Genomic DNA, 18,337 nt, shown 5'->3' on the forward strand with positions numbered 1-18,337 from the left:
CGGACCATGATCGAGCCCTACGAGAACGCCTGGGACGGAATTCCCGGTGCCCATCCGTATCCGCGCGGCAGCCGGTACCACGACGCCGAGATCGGGGTGTACGTACAGCCGGACGGCACCGAAGTGCGGTACACCAAGCGGCGGTTGCTGCCGCCGCTCCCGACGGCCGGGGACGGTGTCGCGCCGCACACCGTCAGCGGTGGGGAGCGGCCCGACCATCTCGGGCAGCGGTATTTCGGCGATCCGAGCCAGTGGTGGCAGATCGCCGACGCCAACCCCGTACTCGATCCACGCGAGCTGACCGACGAACCGGGGCGGGTGATCGGGATTCCGTTGCCCGGCGGAGCCGTGGGGAACGGCCATGGCTGATGAGCCGATCGGGACCGGGCCCGTCCATCTCACCCTCCATATGGGGCCCAAGCTCACCCGGCCCGTGCCCGCGGAGGTGACCGAGGCGCTGCTGTCCGCTCAGATCACGACCACGTCCGGGGAACGGAGCGGGTTTCAGATCGCGTTCGATCTGACGAAGACCGGCGTGATCACGCGACGGCTGCTGCCCGAGGGGTTCTTCGATCCGCGGACGCGGGTGATCGTCGCGGCCTCCGTCAAGGGGACCACGACCGTGCTGCTCGACGGGCTGATCGTGCGTCAGGAGGTCGGGGCCAGCAATCAGCCGGGGCAGACGACGCTCACGGTCACCGGCGAGGACCTCACCCTGCTGATGGACCTTGAGGAGCGGACCGACCGGTATCCCAATCTCGCGCCCTCGCAGCGCGTCGAGCGGATTCTCGCGAAGTACGCCGACTACGGGATCGACGCGCGCATCATCCGCGAGCAGATTCAGCAGCCGGCCCGCGAGCAGTACCGCGTCGACTACCAGACCGGGACCGATCTCCAGTATGTGAACGAGCTGGCCAAGGCCAATGGGTACACGTTCTATCTCGACCCGGGGCCCGTGCCCGGACGGTCCAGCGCGTTCTGGGGGCCCGAGCAGCGGCTCGGGCAGCGTCAGCACGCGCTCAATGTGAATATGGACAACAACTCGACCGTCGACCAGCTGACGTTCGCGTACGACGGGACCGCCCGCGAGGAGCCGCAGGCGCGCGTGCAGGACCCCGCGTCGCGCGACTCCACACTGCTCGCCCAGCCCGACATCAGTCCGCTGCGGCCCCCGCTCGGCCGGCGGGCCACCCCGGCGCTCAAGCGCAGAACGCTCTCCGGTACGGCGAAGAAGGACCTTGGGCAGGCGAGCGCGGAGGCCCTCGCCAGGGCCGCGACCTCGGCGGACGCGATCTCCGGCTCCGGGTCGCTGGATGTCAATCGGCATGGATATGTGCTGCGGCCAAGGGAGTTGGTGGGGGTCCGGGGGGCCGGGGTGACCTACGACGGCGACTACTACGTCAAGAGCGTCACCCACAACCTCAGGCCCGGCTCGTACCAGCAGAACTTCACGCTCTCCCGCGAGGGCCTCATCGCCCGCGGCACGACCGTTCGCCCGTAGGGACCAGGAGAATTTCGTATGGCGGCACCGAACAACCGCTTCCTCGGCAAGTTCCGGGGCCGCGTGATCGACAACAAGGATCCGCTCAGAATCGGCAGGATCACGGCCCAGGTGCCGGATGTGCTGGGCGACGAGGCGTCGACCTGGGCGCTGCCCTGCCTGCCGTTCACCGGGCGCCAGTCGGGCCAGTACGCCGTCCCGGAGATCGGCGCCGGGGTGTGGGTGGAGTTCGAGCAGGGAGATCCCAGCTTCCCTGTATGGACGGGGTGTTGGTACGGGGACGCGTCCGAGCTGCCGCCGCGTGCGAGCGCGGAGCTGCCCGCCTCGCAGCCGGTGGTGATCCAGACTCCCGGCGCCCACAAGCTGGTGATGTCGGACGTGCCCGGCGGCGACGGGATCCTGCTGGAGGCCAAGGGCGGTGCGTACGTCCAGATCGACGAGAAGGGCGTGACCATCGGCAACGGCAAAGGGGCGTCCATCGTGCTGATCGGCGACGAGGTCAGCATCAATGAGGGCCGGCTGATCGTCCCGAAGAAGCGATAGCGACAGCGACGGCAATGGCGACAGCAATGGCGATGGCAATGACAACGACGATCACGATGACGACGAACAGAACGGGGAGAGGTCTGTTGTCCGGGAATGTTGTGAACGGTGGGTCCACGATCAGCTGTCCGCACGGCGGCCGTGTCGTACCCGCCTCCGCCCGGTCGTCCGGTGTACGGATCGACGGCCTGCCGGTACCCACCGCCACCGACGTCTTCACCGTCACCGGCTGCCCGCACCACATCGACGGGGTTCCCCATCCGTGTGTCACGGTCCGCTGGACGCCCGAGCGCGGTGGTGTGCTGATCGACGGCGTGCCCGCGCTGCTCGACAGCACGTCCGCGCTCTGCTTCAGCGCCGCGCTGGTGCCGCAGGGACCGCCGGTGGTCACCCCCGCGGCCCGGGGGGTGTCCAGCCGATGAGGAGCGACATCGCTTTTCCCTTCCGTACCGACCGGCGCGGGCGCACCGCGCACGCCGGCTACGACGACCATGTGCGGGATCTGATCGAGCAGTTGCTCTTCACCAGCCCCGGCGAGCGCGTGATGCGCCCCGACTTCGGCTGCGGTCTGCTCGATCTGGTTTTCACACCCAACAGCCCGGAACTGGCCTCCGCCCTGGAGCTGTCCGTACAGGCGTCGCTCCAGCGCTGGCTGGGCGAACTGATCGAGGTGGAGGCGCTGGACGTGGTGAGCGAGGAGAACGTGGTGCGGGTGTATCTGCGCTATGTGGTGCGCTCCACCGCGAGCCGCCGCGACGAGGTGTTCGAGGGGAGCGGCCCGGTATGAGCGAGCCGAGCGATCAGCTGGTCTGCCGTACGGACGGCAGGCGTACGAAGGTACGGGCCGCACGGCTCGGTGGTGTGGACGCGGTCGAGGTCGGTGACGACGGGCTGACCCTCACCGTCACGTTCCTCGGCAAGGCGCCCCACGGGCTCTGCCCGGAGAACATCAGGATCGACGGCGGACGGCGGATCACCGGGATCGAGGCCGTCGAGGTGTCGGTGGAGCGTGAGGAGGACCCGGAGCTGGACGACCGGCTGTTCGTCACACTCGACCGCACCGGCGACACCTCCCGCTACCGGCTCTCGGTGGTCGGGACGGATCCGTACGGGCGGCCGGGCACCGAGCCGTTTCCCGGCTTCGACCAGCGGTACTTCCGGGCCGACTTCGACTTCCGGGCGGACTGTCCCACCCCCTTCGACTGCGAGAAGGACGAGGGGGCCGACGGGGCGGCGCCCCCGCACACGACCGCACCCGCACCCGCACCCGCACCCGCACCCGTCATCGACTACACCGCACGGGACTACGACACGATCCGCCGCCTGATTCTGGACCGGCTGGCGCTGACCACCCCGGGCTGGGTCGAGCGCAACGCCGCCGATCTCGGCACCACCCTGGTCGAACTCCTCGCACACACCGCTGACCTGATCAGTCATCAGCAGGACGCGGTCGCGACCGAGGCGTATCTCGACACGGCGCGGCGCCGGGTGTCCGTACGCCGCCATGTGCGGCTCATCGACTATCCGATGCACGACGGGGTCAACGCCCGCGCGTTCGTCACCGTCGAGACCGCGCGCCGGCTGACACTGCCGCCCGGTACGTTCCGCTTCGCCGCCGTCGACGTCCGTACGCTGGGGCCGCGTGACCGGCCCGAGATCGGTACGGTCATCGACGACCGGGATCTGGCCGTGCTGGACGAACGCGGTTCCGTGGAGGTCTTCGAACCGGTCGTCGCCGAGGACCCGTTGGTCCTGTCCCCCGAGCACAACACCATCCGCTTCTGGACCTGGGGCGACGAGGTGTGCGCGCTGCCGAGGGGAGCCACCGCCGCCACGCTCCGCGACGCGTGGGCGGACAAGGAGTGTGTGTCCCGGACGCTGGAGCTGTCCCCGGGCGATCTGCTGCTGATCGAGGAGGTACGGGGGCCGCGCTCCGGTACGCCCGGCGACGCCGATCCGGCGCACCGGCAGGCCGTACGCCTCACCTCCGTCACCCCGGGCGTGGACCGGCTGACGGACCAGCCCGTCCTGGAGGTCACCTGGGCGCGGGAGGACGCGCTCGTCCTCCCCTTCTGTCTGTCCACACGCGGTGGTCCCGGCTGCGAGCCGGTCGAGGATGTGAGCGTGGCGCGCGGGAACGTCGTGCTCGTCGACCACGGCCGTTCGCTGACCTTCCACGGCGGCACGGCCCAGACGGTCACCGTCCCGCAGGCGCCCGCTGTCCTCGGTTCCTGTACGCCGTCGGGCTTCGGCTGCTGGGACGGGGACGCCGGGAACGCGACGGCCGCGCTCATCAACACCCGTATCGAACAGGCGCGTTGTGGCCGTGCACTGACGGCCGAACAGGTTCGTGAGCTGTTCACCGTCGTCGGTGAGGACGCGACGGTACGCGCGGGACTCACACTGGAGCTGGCGGGGCGCCGTCGGGAGAAGGTCGTCCCCGGCACCGCGTACGCCCAGGCGGAGGTGCTGGCGACCCTGCTGGCGCAGGTCACCTATCCGGGCATCCGGCCGCGCTTCCGGCCGGTGCTCGACCGCTCCCCCGTCGTCCAGTCCGTACCGTTCCCGGAGCCCCGGCATGTCTCGGCCGGACAGGCCGACAGGCTGGCGGCGATCGGGGGCCGGGTGCGGGAACGGCTGGTGGAGCTGTGGCGCGGTGCCCGCGACCACGACGGACTGACGGACCGTGAGATCGCCGAACTGACCGTGCTGTTCGGGCTTCGGCTGCTGGAGCGTCTCGAACTGCGGCGCCATCCGGTCCGCGCGCTGCGTGAGTTGCTGCACCGCGGCGAGCGTCTGCTCGCCGCGAAGCTGCGGCGGCTCGAGGTGCTGGGGGCGCGGGCGCGGGCGGGCGCGGTGCTCGACGGCACCATCGCCTGGGAGATCGCGCACAGTTGGGGCCCGGCGTACGCGGTCGGACTGCATCCCGGTGAGGCGGAACTGCGCGGGCCCGCCGCGGCCCTCGTCCAGGATCCGCGGGCCGCGCTGCCCGCGGTGCGTGTCGCGGACGGCGACACGTCCTGGACGCCCCGGCGGGATCTGCTCTCCAGCGGCCCGCGCGACCGGCACTTCGTCGGTGAGCTGGAGGACGACGGGCGGATCGCCCTGCGGTTCGGCGACGGGCGGTACGGTGCGCGTCCGCGACCGGGTGCCCGGCTGGAGCTGCACTACCGGCTCGGCGGTGGCACGGCGGGCAACGTCGGCGCGGAGGCCATCAACCATCTGGTGCTGAGCCGTGATCCCGACGCGTCCGACGCCGGGGAGCCGATGCCGGTGGCGGGGGTGCGCAATCCGCTGCCGGCCGTCGGCGGCACGGAGCCCGAACCCATCGATCAGGTGCGCCAGTTGGCGCCGCTCGACCTCAAGCGCTCGCGGCTGCGCGCCGTCACCGCCGAGGACTACGCGGCGCTGGCGACGAGGCTCCCCGGGGTGCGGCGCGCGGCGGCGGAGATCCGCTGGACGGGCAGTGTCCAGGAGGCGCAGGTCGCCGTCGACGCGCTGGGAACCGCTGATCCCTCCCCCGAGCTGCTCGACTCGGTGTCGTACGCCCTGGAGAGCTACCGCCGGATCGGCCACGACCTGGTCGTCGGGCCCGCCAGGAACGTGCCGCTGGACATCGCTCTCACGGTGTGTGCCGCGCCCGGCCATCAGCACGGGCAGATCCTGGCCGAGCTGTACCGGCTGCTGGGCAGCCGTCGGCTGCCGGGCGGCCGGCTCGGCTTCTTCCATCCCGATGCCCTGACCTTCGGCGAACCGGTGCGGCTCAGCAGGCTGGTGGCCGTCGCGGCGGCCGTTCAGGGCGTGGAGAGCGTACGAGTGACTCGGCTGATCCGGCCCTTCGACGAGAGCCCGGACGACGACACCGCACTGGAGGAAGGCGTGCTGCGGCTCGGCCCGCTGGAGATCGCGCGCTGCGACAACGACCCCGACCGGCCCGAGAACGGCCGGCTGTCCATCGAACTGGCCGGAGGCGCACGATGAGCGACACCCGCACCCGCGGCTGCGGCTGCGGTGGGCACGACGAGCGCCACGCGCCCCCGCCGCTGTACAACCCGCCGGGCCGGACGGCCCTCGACTACCGGGTCGGTGAGTACGGCTCGTTCCTCGCGGCCATGCTCGACCGGCTGGCCTCCCCCGCCTATCCCGCGCTGCGCGGGCTGACCGTCCGTACCCCGGACGACCCGGCGATCGGGCTGCTCGACTCCTGGGCGGTCGTCGGTGATCTCCTCACGTTCCACTCCGAGCGGATCGCCGAGGAGGGGTATCTCCGTACGGCACGTGAGTACCGGTCGCTGGCCCTGCTGGGGCGGCTGGTCGGGCACCGGCCACGGCCCGGTATCGCCGCCGACACCCATCTCGCGTACACCCTGGACCGCGATCCGCGCGCCGGGGACCTGCCGGTGCTGATCCCGCGCGGCGCGCGCAGCAACAGCGTGCCGGCCTCGGCGGACGAGGAGTCGCGGACGTTCGAGACCGATGAGGACCTGACGGCCCGGTGGGCGTGGAACGAGCTGGCGGTACGCCGGCGCCGGCCCGCCCTGCTCACCCCGGACGATCTGCGCGAGCGGTCCGAGATCCAGGTGTCCGGGACGGACGTCTCGCTCCGGACCGGGGACAAGCTGCTGTTCGTCTTCGGCACGGACGGCGAGACGGCCGGGCAGCGGCTGCTGCTGCCGGTCGCGCGGGTCCGGATCGACCGGGACGACGAGGTGACGGCGATCGGGCTGCCGCAGTCGGCGCCGCCGTCGCTCGCCGAGCTGGTGGCGGAGCTGCGCGAGTGGATCACCGAGGACGGGCGGGAGGCGGAGGAGGGCGATCCCACCCCCGAAAACCCCAATCCGCGCCCCGTCAGCCTGATCATCGAGGAGTTCGACACCCAGGTGCTGGCGCCGCTGCGCGCCGATCTGGACGGCATCGCGTCCCCGGCGGCGTTCGCCCGGCGGCTCGCGGATCCGCATGAGCGGCTGGCCGAGGCGCAGGCCGTGGCGGCTCCGTACGAGGAGGTCGTGGCCTGGTTCGAGCAATTGGAGGCCGTGGTCGGCGAACTGAGGGAGAGGGCGGCCGAGTTGGAGCCCTCGCAGCCCGTGCCACCGACCCCCGCGGGCGCCACCACGCGCGCCACGGCGAGCGCACCCGTGCACACGCCCGCGCACGCCGGGGCGGCGGACTCCCCCGCCATGCGGGCGCTCGGCGCCGTGCTGCCCGCGTTGCGTTCCCGGGTCGTCACACCCCGGTCGGGGGCACGCGCGCTCCCGCACGACCCGGCGCGGCTCCTCGCGCCGGGCTCCGACCTCGCAGCGCGGCTGCTCTCCGCTCTCGACCCGCGCGTCGCGGACGGGATGTACACGGCGTGGCGCCATGCCGCCCCGGCCGTGCCCGCGCTGCTGCGCGAGCTTCAGGCGATGCGGGTGACCGGGGCGCCGTTCGGGGCGACGGCGCCGCTCAAGCCCGTCCAGGACGAGCGCGGGCGGGTCATCCGGCAGACCGACTGGCCGCTGGGCGGCTCGTCCCTCACCACCATGCGGATCGTGTACGACGCCGCGGGCCGGGTGCCGGTACGCGCCGAGTTCCAGCACACGGAGACCGGCTCGTCCGTTCAGCGGTCGGAGAACCTGCCCGCCGAGATCACCTTCGATCTGGCACCCGGCCGGGTCTCGCTGGTGACGCGTACCGCCCAGGACCGTGATCTGAGCTGGCTCTCCCGGCGCCCGGCCGACTCCCAGGAGCCGGGCGTGACCGCCCAGTTGCTGCCCGGTCTTCCCGAGCGGACACTCTTCGTCTCCCGGCCGGGCGAGGACGGCCGGGTCCATGTCGCCGTGCACAACGGCGAGGCCCTGGAGTGGTGGCTGGCTCCCGGCGAGCACAAGCAGGTGACCCACGCGGGGCTCGAACTGACCGTGCGGTACACCGTCGGCAGCGAGCCCGCGAACGTCGAGATCGGTCTCGCGACCGTTCCCGAGCAGGCCAACCGCCATATCCTGCCGCTCGATTCCGTGCAGGAGGGCATCACGGTCGGCAGCTGGGTCGCGGTCGAGCGGCCCCGCAAGGGCGCCGAGGGGCCCGACGGGATCCCGGGCGACAGGAAGCTCGCGTTCCTGACCACCCGCGTGACCGCCGTACGCACCGCCGCGTACACCAACTACGGCATCACCGGCCGGGGCACCGAACTGACGCTCGCCGACCCCTGGCTGGACGAGCACGACGTCCTGCTCTCCACGATCCGTGACACCACCGTGCACGCGGGCGGTGAGACGCTGCGGCTCGCCGACGAACCGCTGGGCGAGGATGTCCACGGCAATGAACTCGAACTCGCCGAGCTGTACGACGGGTTGCTGCCGGGACGGTATCTGATCGTGTCGGGCGAGCGCACCGACATCCCGCACACGGCCGGGGTGCGGGGCACCGAACTGGCCGTGATCGCGGCGGTGGAACAGGCGCTGGACCCCCGGCTGCCCGGTGACCATGTCCATACGAAGCTCACGCTCACCACGGACCTGGCCCACCGCTACCGCCGTGACACGGTGCGCGTCCAGGGCAATGTGGTGCCCGCGTCGCACGGCGAGAGCCGCGACGAGCCGATCGGCAGCGGCGACGCCGACCGGATCAACCAGACGTTCCCTCTCTGGCAGTCGCCGCTGACCTGGCTGCCGGCCGACAATCCGCTGGGCGCCACGCCCACCCTCGAAGTGCGGGTCGACGGTCTGCTCTGGCACGCGGTGGACAGCCTGGCCGGGCGCGGTCCGCGCGACCGCGTGTATGTCACCGGCACAGCCGCGGACGGGCGGACGACGGTGACCTTCGGCGACGGGGTGTTCGGCGCCCGGCTGCCCTCCGGGCACGAGAACGTACGGGCCCGGTACCGCTTCGGCACCGGCAGCGCCGCCAACGTCCCCGCGGACCGGATCACCCAGGCCGTCACCCGGCCCCTGGGCATCACGGCCGTCACCAATCCGCAGCCCGCCACGGGCGGCGCGGACGCCGACGGTCCCGGTCTGACGCGGCGCACGATCCCGCTCGCGGTCTCCGCCCTGGACCGGCTCGTGTCCCTCAGGGACTACGAGGACTTCGCCCGCTCCCGGGCGGGCATCGGCCGGGCCGCCGCCCGCGAGATCTTCGACGGTCGCCGACGGGTGCTGCATATGACGGTCGCCGGGGTCGATGACATCGCGATCGCCGAGGACTCCGAGGTGCTGGGCGCCCTGCGGTCCTCGCTCGCCCGCTACGGCGACTCGCGCCTGCCCGTGCGGGTGGACGTACGCGAGTTGGTGCTGCTGCTGCTCGCCGCGCGGGTGAAGGTGGCCCGTGATCACACCTGGAGTGTGGTCGAACCCCGGCTGCGCCAGGCGCTGCTGAGCGAATTCGGCAGCGGCCGGAGGGAGTTGGGCCGACCGGCCCGGCTCTCGGACGTGCTGGCGACGGCGCACCGGGTGCCCGGTGTGGACTATGTGGATGTCGATGTCTTCACCGGGGTACCGGCGTCGGTCACCCCGGAGGAGCTGATCGCCCTCGCGGGGCGGCTGGACCGGCCGCGCGAGACGGTCCCGGCGCGGCTCGCCACATACGACGAGGACGTGCACGTGGTCACCGAGCCGGACGGCGAGACGCTCACCCGGATCGCCGGCCGGTACGGCATCCCGCTGGCCGGGCTGCTGCGGCTGAACCCGGACATCACCGATACGCGACGGCTCGCGAAGGGCCGGGCGGTGTCCGTCTTCCGGGGCATCAGGCCGGCCCGGCTCGCTCTGTTGTCACCGCATGTCGCGGACACGCTGATTCTGACGGAGGTCACCGCATGAGCAGGGAACCGGACGGGCTCGCGGAGCTGCTCCCGCAGTGGCACCGGCTGCGCGACGCCGAGGGCGGCGAGCCGCTGCGCGCGCTGCTCGCGGTGATCGCCGAGCAGGTCGACCTGGTCCGCGACGGCGTCGAACAGAGCTATGAGGACTGGTTCGTGGAGACCGCGGCGCCCTGGGTGCTGCCCTATCTCGGCGATCTGGTCGGCTACACCCCGATGCCCGGCTACGAGCGGGTGCTCGCGGAGGGGCTGGAGAGCGGCGGGAGCGCCGAGGAGGCGCGCGACCGGCTCGCCGAGGCCCTGGCGCCGCGCGGCGATGTCGCCGCGACCGTCGCCAACCGGCGGCGCAAGGGCACCCTGGCCCTGCTGGAGGAGCTGGCCGAGGACGTGGCGGGCCTGCCCGCGCGGGCCGTGGAGTTCTCCCGGCTCCTCGCGTACCAGCAGCCGGTCAGGCTGTACGGATCGGGGACGGCGGCCGTGAACGCGCGCCGGCTGGAACGCGGCCGGCTCGTGGACGTACGGGAGGGCGCGGCGCTGGATCTCGCGGGCGGCCCGTTCGGCACGGTCGCGCGGTCGGTGGACGTACGGCGGGCCGGTTCCGCGCGTACGCCGGGCGGCCACTCCCCGGCGGGGGTGGGCCTGTTCGTGTGGCGGCTGAAGCCGTACCACCTGACCAAGGCGCCCGCGTACTGCGTCGACCGGGCCCGTCACCTCTACACGTTCTCGATCCTGGGCAATGACACCCCACTGGTCACCAAGCCGGTGCCGGAGCCGTCGGCCACCCATGTCGCGACCCTCGACAACGTCCCCGCCTTCATCCGCCGCAGACAGCTCGCCGACCGGCTCGCGGACTACTACGGTCCCGGCAGGAGCTTCACGGTGTGGCGCGACGGCCAGGACGAGCCGGTGGCGCCGGCGGATCTCGTGGTGGCGGATCTGACGGACTGGCGCTACCGGCCCAAGCGCGGGCAGGTCGCCGTCGATCCGGAGCTGGGCCGGATCGCCTTCGGCTCGCGCTCCGCGCCGCGCCAGGGCGTGTGGGTCACGTACCACCACGCGTTCGCGGACGACACGGGCGGCGGTGAGTACCCGCGCGACCGGGAGACACCGGCGTCCGCGGCGGTCTACCGGGTGGGCCCCGGCCAGCCGTACCAGCGGATCATGGACGCGTACGGGCAGTGGCGCTCGGACCGGCGGGCCGGACACGGCGGGCCCGACGGGCTGATCGAAATCACGCACAGCGGCGCCTACCAGGAGCAGCTTGACTTCGATCTGGACCCCGGCGACCGGCTGGAGGTGCGGGCGGCCGAGGGCACCCGGCCGGTGATCCGGCTGCTCGACTGGTACAGCAACCGGCCCGACGCGCTCAACATCCGGGCGCGGGAGGAGGCCCGGACGCGGGACGACGACGGGCGGGAGGACGCGGGCCCGGCTCCCCGGATCGTGCTGGACGGTCTGCTGATCACCGGGCGCGGGCTCCATGTCGCCGGTCCCATGGGCGCGGTCGTGCTGCGGCACTGCACGCTCGTACCCGGCTGGTCGCTGGAGCCGCACTGCGCGCCGCACTCCCCCGAGGAACCGAGTCTGGTGCTGGACAGGACCACCGCGTGCGTGGAGATCGAACGGTGTGTCCTCGGCACCATCGAGGTGATCGGCGACGAGGTGGGGCACGACCCGCTGCCCCTCCACATCCGTGACAGTGTCCTGGACGCCACCGGCCATGACCGGCCGGCCCTGTCCGCCCCGGACTGCCGGCACGCCCACGCCGTGCTGCACGCGCACCGCACCACCGTCATCGGGGAGGTCCACACGCACGCGGTGCGGATCGCCGAGAACTCCGTCTTCACCGGGGCGCTGCGGGTGGCCAGGCGGGGCGTCGGGTGCGTGCGGTTCTCGTATGTACCGCCCGGCTCGCGCACTCCGCGCCGCCATCGCTGCCAGCCGGATCTGGTCGGCGGCGAAGAGGCCGCGCGGGTACGGCCGTTGTTCACCAGTGAGCGGTACGGCACGCCCGCCTATGGGCAGTTGGCGGCCGGGTGCGCGGAGGAGATCAAGCGGGGCGCCGAGGACGGCTCCGAGATGGGCGCCTTCCACGATCTCTACGAGCCGCAGCGCCTGGACAGTCTGCGGGCGCGGCTCGCCGAGTACACCCCGGCCGGTACCGACGCGGGGATCGTGACCGTGACCTGATCCCTCCTTCGTCCATGTGCCCTGTGCAGTAACCCCGTAGCCCGCGCGACCGAATGCCGAACTTCCGAGGGGGACCCCTTCCCATGCACGCAGATATCTCCCGCAACACCTTCCGGCCCGACCGGCACTACTCGGCGGTGATCGCCCAGCAGGGCCGCGTCCAGCTCGACGCGGACGCCAATGAGCAGGCCGCGATCCAGCTGCACCAGGCCCGTACCCTCGCCGCCGATCTGATCGGGGCGCACGGCGGTCCGCGCGGTGCCACGGGATTCGCGCTGGGTTTCGTGGGCGGCGGCCGGGAGCTGGACGATCTGTCCATCGCGGGCGGCCGTTACTACGTGGACGGCATCCTGGTGGACGCGACACGTCCGGCGCCCGGCGTGCCCGTCGAGGATGACGCGGCCCCGGCCGAGGACGGTGACCAGGACGCTCCGGCGGCGCCGGCGGCACCGGCCACCTGGACATACTGGGACCAGCCCGACGCCCATCGCGACCCGGAGCGGCCCGGCGACCGGCTGCCCACCCAATTCCCCTATCTGGCCTATCTGAAGGTGTGGGAGCGTTCGGTCACGGCGGCCGAGGACCCGGTGCTGCGGGAGGTCGCGCTGGGTTCGGCGATGCCCGACACGGCGGCCAGGCTCAAGGTCGTCTGGCAGGTGCTGCCGCTTCCGGGCGAGCGGCTGGAGCTGGATCCGGCGGACGGAACGCCGCAGGAGCAGGCCCGCGCGGCGTTCACCGAATGGGCGGCGGCGCAGGCGCCGACGGCACGGATGGCGGCGCGCGGCCGGCGGCCCGAGCACGCGGACGAGGACCCGTGCCTGGTGAAGCCGGACGCGCGGTACCGGGGCCCGGAGAACCAGCTGTACCGGGTGGAGATCCATCAGGGCGGCGCGGCGAAGGACGCGACGTTCAAGTGGTCCAGGGAGAACGGTTCGGTGACCTTCCCGGTCGACGGACTCGACGGTACGTGGGTGGAGCTGGCCTCGCTCGGCGGTGACGACAAGCTCGACCTGAACGTCGGCGACCAGGTCGAGTTCGCCGACACCGCGTATCTGAGCAGGGGCGAGCCGCTGCCGCTGCTCAGGGTGGAGGAGGTCGACCTGCCGGGACGGCGCGTACGGCTCTCCGCCGAACCGGACCCGTCGGTGGGACGCCGGCCCGAGCTGCACCCGTTCCTGCGCCGCTGGGACCACCGGCCCGCATCGCACCAGAGCGGTGGCACGGGCCGGTCGGGCCGTACGAAGCGGGGCGCCGCGCAGCCGCGCGACGGCGCGCTGCGGATCGAGGAGGGCGGCTGGCTGCCGCTGGAGGACGGCGTTCTCGTCTACTTCGAGCCGGGGAGGACGTACCGCTCCGGTGACTTCTGGACCGTTCCCGCGCGTACCGCCACCGGCGATGTGGAGTGGCCCAGGGACGCGGCCCGCAGGCCGCTGCTCCGCGCCCCCAGCGGGGTCCGGTACCACTACGCGCCGCTCGCCTGGGTGTTCGGCGAAGGGTCCGCCGCCGATCTGCGGCTGGCGTTCGCTCCGCTGGCCACCGCGATCCCCGCGGCGGACGAAGCCGAGCTGGCGGCGGAGACCGCGGCCGAGGAAGAGGCCGTCGCCGCCGAACTGGCCGCGGCGGACGGCACCGCGGGGCCTGCGTCGGAACAGCCCAGCGGGGAACAGAACAGCGAGGAACAGAAAGAGAACTGACTGAACGTCAGAGAAGCGAAGGAGCGCCACGATGGCAACACCTCTGTCCGCCACCAAACTGCTGCAAGTACTCCGTAACGAAGGTCTGCGCGTCGTCGAGCACCGGAGCTGGCGCACGCACAACCGCAACCACAAGGGTCCGTGGGGGCCGATGCACGGAGTGATGGTCCACCACACCGTGACGTCGGGTGCGCAGAGTTCCGTGGAGCTCTGCTACAACGGCCATTCGAGCCTGCCGGGCCCGCTGTGCCACGGTGTGATCGCCAAGGACGGCACGGTCTATCTGGTCGGCAACGGCCGGGCCAACCACGCCGGGCTCGGCGACGACGATGTGCTGCGCGCGGTGATCAACGAGTCGGGGCTGCCCGCCGACAACGAGGCCAACACCGACGGCAACCGCTACTTCTACGGCTTCGAGTGCGTCAACCTGGGCGACGGCAAGGACCCGTGGCCGGCCGCCCAGTTGGAGGCGATAGAGAAGGCCGCGGCGGCCATCTGCCGGGCACACGGCTGGACGCAGCGCTCGGTGATCGGCCATAAGGAGTGGCAGCCGGGGAAGATCGACCCGCGCGGCTTCACGATGGAATCGATGCGCCAGCGGATAGGAGACCGGCTCGGCGGCAAGCCGGACGGCCCCTCGACTCCGCCGCCCAAACCCCCGGCGAAGCTCGAACCGTTCCCCGGGGCCGCGTTCTTCGCCGTCGGCCGGCGCAGCGCCGTGATCACGGCGATGGGCAAGCGGCTGGTGGCGGAGGGGTGCGGACGGTACGAGGTGGGCCCGGGGCCGGAATGGACCGAGGCCGACCGCAAGTCCTACGCGGCCTGGCAGCGCAAGCTCGGCTACTCGGGGAGCGACGCCGACGGCGTGCCGGGCAAGACGAGCTGGGACAAGCTCAAGGTGCCCAACGTCTGATCCGCTGCTCCGAGGCGGTGAGCTGACGCTGTCACCCGCGGCGGCACCCTGATGCGGCTACCTGACGCCGTGAGCCGATGTGGTGAGCTGAGCCACCGACGGCACCGCACGGCACCGCGCACCGGCCGGATGCCCCTGTGACATCAGGGCCCGGGGTCCGAGGGGATCCGGCCTGTGCGCGGTTGCGTCTCCCCGGCGGACCGAGTTCTTCCCTGGTCAGATGCCCCGGGGCAGTTCGCCGGGGTACGTCGCGGCACGCTCGGACAGGGCCTCCAGCGCGGGCAGCGCGGCGTACAGGGCCCGCTGCTCCCCGTCCGTGAGCAGGGCGATCCGCTCGGCGAGGCGTGCGGCGGTCTCGCGGCGCCTGGCCTCCAGTACGGCGCCGCCCTCACGGCTGAGGGCGACGAGGCTGGCGCGCTGGTCCTGTGGGTCGGGATGCCGTGCGATCCAGCCGGTGCTGTCGAGCAGATCCACCATGCGGGAGGCGGTGGACAGGGCGATGCCCATGCGGGCGGCGAGTTCGCTGATGCGCAGCGGGCCATGGGCCGCGAGCGCGGCCAGGGCGGCCTGCCGGCTGGGGGTGAGGTCGCCGGGGGCGCTGCGGGCACGCAGCACGGGAAGAAGGTGCTGGATCGCCAGCCGGAGCCGTCCGGCGATCTCGGCGGTCTCAGCAACCTCAGCGACCGCAGCGGCCGCAGCGGTGTCTGGGACCTCAGCGGAGTCCGCGACGGGCGCGGAGTCCGGTACCGGCGCGGAGTCCGGGACGGGCGCGGGTCCGGTCATCACGGCCCCTCGGACGAGGGCGGTGGCGGAGGTCCGGGGGATGGCCGCGTGTACGGCCGCCGAGACGATTGCCCGGACGATTGCCCGGACGATTGCGCGGACGGCAGCGGCGCGGGGGCCGACGTGACAGACGAGGCAGACGGGACAGACGAGGCCGAGGTGTCCCGCTGCCGTCCCGCCACGGCGGGCGTCGCGGCCGGGGACCGGTCCCCGTGGACGTAGCGTCCGCCCCGGAGCAGCGAGGCGACGGCCGCGACCAGGCAGGCGGCGATCGCGAAGTCGAAGGCGACGGAGAGGCCGTCGGCGAACGGCTGGGAGATCAGCGCCGGGAAGAAGGCGCGCCCCGTCAGATAGTCGGCGTGTCCGGCCGGCAGCTGGGCGAGCACATGGGGCCCCAGCAGCGTCTGGACCGGGTTGTATCCCAGGAGCGAGGCGAACAGCACGCCGACCGGCGGCAGCGCGGCGACCCTCGCCGCGTCGGCCGCGGGCACGCCCTGCGCGGTCAGACCGTGGGTGAGGGCCCCGGGCAGCGACCCGGCGAGGCCCGCGATCATCAGGGAGAAGAAGACGCCGATGGAGAGCACCGTGGCGGAGTTCTGGAAGGTGGTGCTGATCCCGGCGCCCACCCCGCGCTGGTCGGGCGGCAGGCTGTTCATGATGGCCGCCCGGTTGGGCGACGCGAACAGCCCCATGGCCAGCCCGTTCAGCAGCAGGATCAGGGCGAACATCGGATAGCCGAAGTCGACCGGGAGTTCCTTCAGCGCCACGAACGTGCCCGCGGCCAGCAGCATGCCGCCGGTGGCGAAGGTCCGCGCCCCGAACCGGTCCGAGGCCCAGCCGGAGAAGGGGCCCGCGATCAGGAATCCGATGGTCAGGGGAAGCATGTAGATACCGGCCCAGAGGGGGGTCTGCTCGAAGCTGTAGCCGTGCCGTGGCAGCCAGATCCCCTGGAGCCAGATGATCAGGATGAACATCAGTCCGCCGCGTCCCAGCGACGCGAGCAGGCTGGCCACGTTCCCCGCGGTGAAGGCGCGGATCCGGAACAGCGCCAGGTGGAACATCGGCTCGGCGACCCTCGTCTCCACCACGCAGAACACCGCCAGCATCGCCAGTCCCCCGGCGATCGCGGTGATCACCCAAGGGTTGGACCAGCCCATGGTGTGACCGCCGTAGGGCTGGATTCCGTAGGTGATGCCGGACAGGACGGCGATCAGACCGATGGCGAAGGTGAGATTGCCCCACCAGTCCAGCCGGGCCGGGGCGCGGATGCCGGTGTCCCGCAGTTTGAGGTACGCCCATACGGTGCCGAACAGGCCGATCGGTACGGACACCAGGAACACCAGATGCCAGTCGACGGGCCCGAGCAGACCGCCGAGGATCAGCCCGATGAAGGATCCGGCGATGCCCGCCACCTGGTTCAGCCCCAGGGCGAGCCCGCGCTGGTGGGTGGGGAAGGCGTCGGTGAGGATGGCGTTGGAGTTCGCCATCAGCATCGCGCCGCCGACGCCCTGGAGCACACGCATCCCGATCAGCCACAGCGCGCCCGCCGTGCCGTGCAGCCAGGTCACCGAGAGCAGTACGGAGAACACGGTGAAGACCGCGAATCCCAGGTTGTACATACGGACCCGGCCGTACATGTCGCCCAGCCGCCCGAAGCTGACCACCAGCACGGCGGTCACCACCAGATAGCTCATGATCAGCCACAGCAGCAGACTGGTATTGCCGGGCCGGAGCGGATCCACGCCGATTCCGCGGAAGATGTCGGGCAGCGCGATCAGCAGAATCGACATATTGATCGTCGCGATCAGTACGCCGAGCGTGGTGTTGGACAGGGCGATCCACTTGTAGTGCGGTCCCGGCTCATGGTCGGTGCCGGCCTCCGAGCCGGCCGGTTTCGCGACTGTCCACCGCACTGGGCATCACTCCCGTCGCGCGCGAAACTCCCGTCGCACGCCATCGACGGATTTACTTGCTTGACCTCAACCAATCTAATCCTGGTCGGGCGATGAGGCCAGTGCCCGCGAATTATCCGAGCTCAAGACTGGTGACGGCGTACAGACCCGGTAGATCCATTTCGGGGACGGGGCCGGTATACATGCGCGCGGCCTCGAAGGAAGGTGTCAGTCCGAGTTCTTCCGCGAGATGCACGGACGGCGCGTTGATATCCGGGATGTCGATCGCCACGGGTGCCCCGGGGACGGTCGCGGCCAGCCCGCTCAGCAGCGCGGCGGCGATCTCCGGGGAAGCGGCGTAGAGCGGTCCGATACGGGAGGCTCCGCTACAGGGCCGGATGGCCGCGAAGCCGCGCAGTTCGCCGTCGTGCACGGCGGCGAGGCTCGTACGGTCGGGCAGCCCGATCCACGAGGCGAGAAAGGCGTCGCGCTCCGCCGGAAAGAATCGCCGGTCATAGGCGGCGAGTTGATCGAAGGAGATCCGGCGGGCGTCGGTCAGCCTGATTCCGCCGGGAATTCCGGTGGCCGCCGGAACGCCTTCGTAGCGGATGTTGTTCCAGGCTTTGCGGAAGCCGGACCTGCGGTAGTTCTCCTGCTGGTCGATCACGCCGTCGAGCCCGATGTTCCGGCCGGCCAGCCGCGCCATGGCCGCACGCCAGACCTGGATTCCGTACCCCTGTCCGCGCACGGCGGGCCGGGCGATGTAGAAGCCGATGAATCCGAAATCGGCGCCGTAGCGCACGGCGGAGACAGAGGCGACGGGCTCTCCGTTCAGGCGTCCGAAGATAAAGCCGCCCGGATCGGTCGGGAAGAAGGAGTGTCTGTCGGACTCACCTGGATTCCAGCCCTCCTCGTCCGCCCAGGTAGCGAGCTGTTCGATGTCGTCGGCGTTCGCGGTCACAATCTCAAACGTCACCATCGGCCTCCAGTGCGGTGGGCTCACACCTTGGCACAGCCCGGACCCGG

The 18,337-nt window shown here is 71.7% G+C and carries 13 protein-coding genes; 10 read left to right on the top strand and 3 right to left on the bottom strand.

Annotation, left to right across the window (positions count from 1 at the left end; genetic code table 11):
* Positions 1-6: 6 nt before the first annotated feature.
* From ACIOGX_RS03920 to ACIOGX_RS03965, 10 genes are all read left to right on the top strand, one after another.
* Positions 7-369 (top strand): hypothetical protein, encoded by a 363-nt coding sequence (locus ACIOGX_RS03920; RefSeq protein ID WP_401910041.1) that lies wholly within the window; start codon positions 7-9, stop codon positions 367-369.
* Positions 362-1,501 carry a hypothetical protein gene (locus tag ACIOGX_RS03925; RefSeq protein WP_356510644.1) on the top strand — a complete coding sequence of 380 codons (1,140 nt, stop codon included), beginning with the start codon at positions 362-364 and terminating at the stop codon, positions 1,499-1,501. The genes ACIOGX_RS03920 and ACIOGX_RS03925 overlap by 8 nt, the downstream gene beginning before the upstream one ends.
* A gap of 18 nt (positions 1,502-1,519) precedes the next feature.
* Positions 1,520-2,044 (top strand): phage baseplate assembly protein V, encoded by a 525-nt coding sequence (locus ACIOGX_RS03930; RefSeq protein ID WP_356510645.1) that lies wholly within the window; start codon positions 1,520-1,522, stop codon positions 2,042-2,044.
* 86 nt (positions 2,045-2,130) lie between these two features.
* Positions 2,131-2,466: a hypothetical protein gene (locus ACIOGX_RS03935; protein WP_401910045.1), complete on the top strand. Its 336-nt coding sequence runs from the start codon at positions 2,131-2,133 to the stop codon at positions 2,464-2,466.
* A complete protein-coding gene (locus ACIOGX_RS03940; RefSeq protein WP_356510649.1) occupies positions 2,463-2,831 on the top strand; it encodes a GPW/gp25 family protein in 369 nt (122 codons plus the stop codon). Before ACIOGX_RS03935 ends, ACIOGX_RS03940 begins: the two co-directional genes overlap by 4 nt.
* A complete protein-coding gene (locus ACIOGX_RS03945; RefSeq protein WP_401910048.1) occupies positions 2,828-6,025 on the top strand; it encodes a putative baseplate assembly protein in 3,198 nt (1,065 codons plus the stop codon). Before ACIOGX_RS03940 ends, ACIOGX_RS03945 begins: the two co-directional genes overlap by 4 nt.
* Complete coding sequence (locus tag ACIOGX_RS03950) at positions 6,022-9,840, top strand: putative baseplate assembly protein (protein ID WP_401910050.1); 3,819 nt, start codon at positions 6,022-6,024, stop codon at positions 9,838-9,840. Before ACIOGX_RS03945 ends, ACIOGX_RS03950 begins: the two co-directional genes overlap by 4 nt.
* Positions 9,837-12,029 (top strand): hypothetical protein, encoded by a 2,193-nt coding sequence (locus ACIOGX_RS03955; protein WP_401910053.1) that lies wholly within the window; start codon positions 9,837-9,839, stop codon positions 12,027-12,029. The genes ACIOGX_RS03950 and ACIOGX_RS03955 overlap by 4 nt, the downstream gene beginning before the upstream one ends.
* An 83-nt stretch (positions 12,030-12,112) precedes the next feature.
* Positions 12,113-13,723 carry a DUF6519 domain-containing protein gene (locus tag ACIOGX_RS03960; protein ID WP_401910056.1) on the top strand — a complete coding sequence of 537 codons (1,611 nt, stop codon included), beginning with the start codon at positions 12,113-12,115 and terminating at the stop codon, positions 13,721-13,723.
* A gap of 31 nt (positions 13,724-13,754) precedes the next feature.
* Positions 13,755-14,636, top strand: a complete 882-nt coding sequence (locus ACIOGX_RS03965) for a peptidoglycan-binding protein (RefSeq protein ID WP_383963579.1) — start codon at positions 13,755-13,757, stop codon at positions 14,634-14,636.
* Between the two features lie 216 nt (positions 14,637-14,852).
* Here ACIOGX_RS03965 and ACIOGX_RS03970 read toward each other — a convergent pair whose 3' ends face one another.
* The 3 genes from ACIOGX_RS03970 to ACIOGX_RS03980 all read right to left on the bottom strand — a co-directional run bounded on the left by ACIOGX_RS03970 (position 14,853) and on the right by ACIOGX_RS03980 (position 18,290).
* Complete coding sequence (locus ACIOGX_RS03970; RefSeq protein ID WP_401910060.1) at positions 14,853-15,419, bottom strand: MarR family winged helix-turn-helix transcriptional regulator; 567 nt, start codon at positions 15,417-15,419, stop codon at positions 14,853-14,855.
* A complete protein-coding gene (locus ACIOGX_RS03975) occupies positions 15,419-17,332 on the bottom strand; it encodes an MFS transporter (RefSeq protein WP_401910063.1) in 1,914 nt (637 codons plus the stop codon). Before ACIOGX_RS03975 ends, ACIOGX_RS03970 begins: the two co-directional genes overlap by 1 nt.
* Before the next feature lie 112 nt (positions 17,333-17,444).
* Positions 17,445-18,290 carry a GNAT family N-acetyltransferase gene (locus ACIOGX_RS03980; RefSeq protein WP_401910065.1) on the bottom strand — a complete coding sequence of 282 codons (846 nt, stop codon included), beginning with the start codon at positions 18,288-18,290 and terminating at the stop codon, positions 17,445-17,447.
* Positions 18,291-18,337: the final 47 nt, after the last annotated feature.

It is taken from the genome of Streptomyces sp. NPDC088147 (assembly GCF_044741565.1).
GTDB lineage: Bacteria > Actinomycetota > Actinomycetes > Streptomycetales > Streptomycetaceae > Streptomyces.

Excerpts from the sequence above, each read along its gene's own strand:
- ACIOGX_RS03955 (WP_401910053.1), top strand. The coding sequence starts at position 9,837 with ATGAGCAGGGAACCGGACGGGCTCGCGGAGCTGCTCCCGCAGTGGCAC.
- ACIOGX_RS03940 (WP_356510649.1), top strand. The coding sequence starts at position 2,463 with ATGAGGAGCGACATCGCTTTTCCCTTCCGTACCGACCGGCGCGGGCGC.
- ACIOGX_RS03925 (WP_356510644.1), top strand. The coding sequence starts at position 362 with ATGGCTGATGAGCCGATCGGGACCGGGCCCGTCCATCTCACCCTCCAT.
- ACIOGX_RS03970 (WP_401910060.1), bottom strand. The coding sequence starts at position 15,419 with ATGACCGGACCCGCGCCCGTCCCGGACTCCGCGCCGGTACCGGACTCC.
- ACIOGX_RS03930 (WP_356510645.1), top strand. The coding sequence starts at position 1,520 with ATGGCGGCACCGAACAACCGCTTCCTCGGCAAGTTCCGGGGCCGCGTG.
- ACIOGX_RS03980 (WP_401910065.1), bottom strand. The coding sequence starts at position 18,290 with ATGGTGACGTTTGAGATTGTGACCGCGAACGCCGACGACATCGAACAG.
- ACIOGX_RS03950 (WP_401910050.1), top strand. The coding sequence starts at position 6,022 with ATGAGCGACACCCGCACCCGCGGCTGCGGCTGCGGTGGGCACGACGAG.
- ACIOGX_RS03945 (WP_401910048.1), top strand. The coding sequence starts at position 2,828 with ATGAGCGAGCCGAGCGATCAGCTGGTCTGCCGTACGGACGGCAGGCGT.
- ACIOGX_RS03965 (WP_383963579.1), top strand. The coding sequence starts at position 13,755 with ATGGCAACACCTCTGTCCGCCACCAAACTGCTGCAAGTACTCCGTAAC.
- ACIOGX_RS03960 (WP_401910056.1), top strand. The coding sequence starts at position 12,113 with ATGCACGCAGATATCTCCCGCAACACCTTCCGGCCCGACCGGCACTAC.
- ACIOGX_RS03920 (WP_401910041.1), top strand. The coding sequence starts at position 7 with ATGATCGAGCCCTACGAGAACGCCTGGGACGGAATTCCCGGTGCCCAT.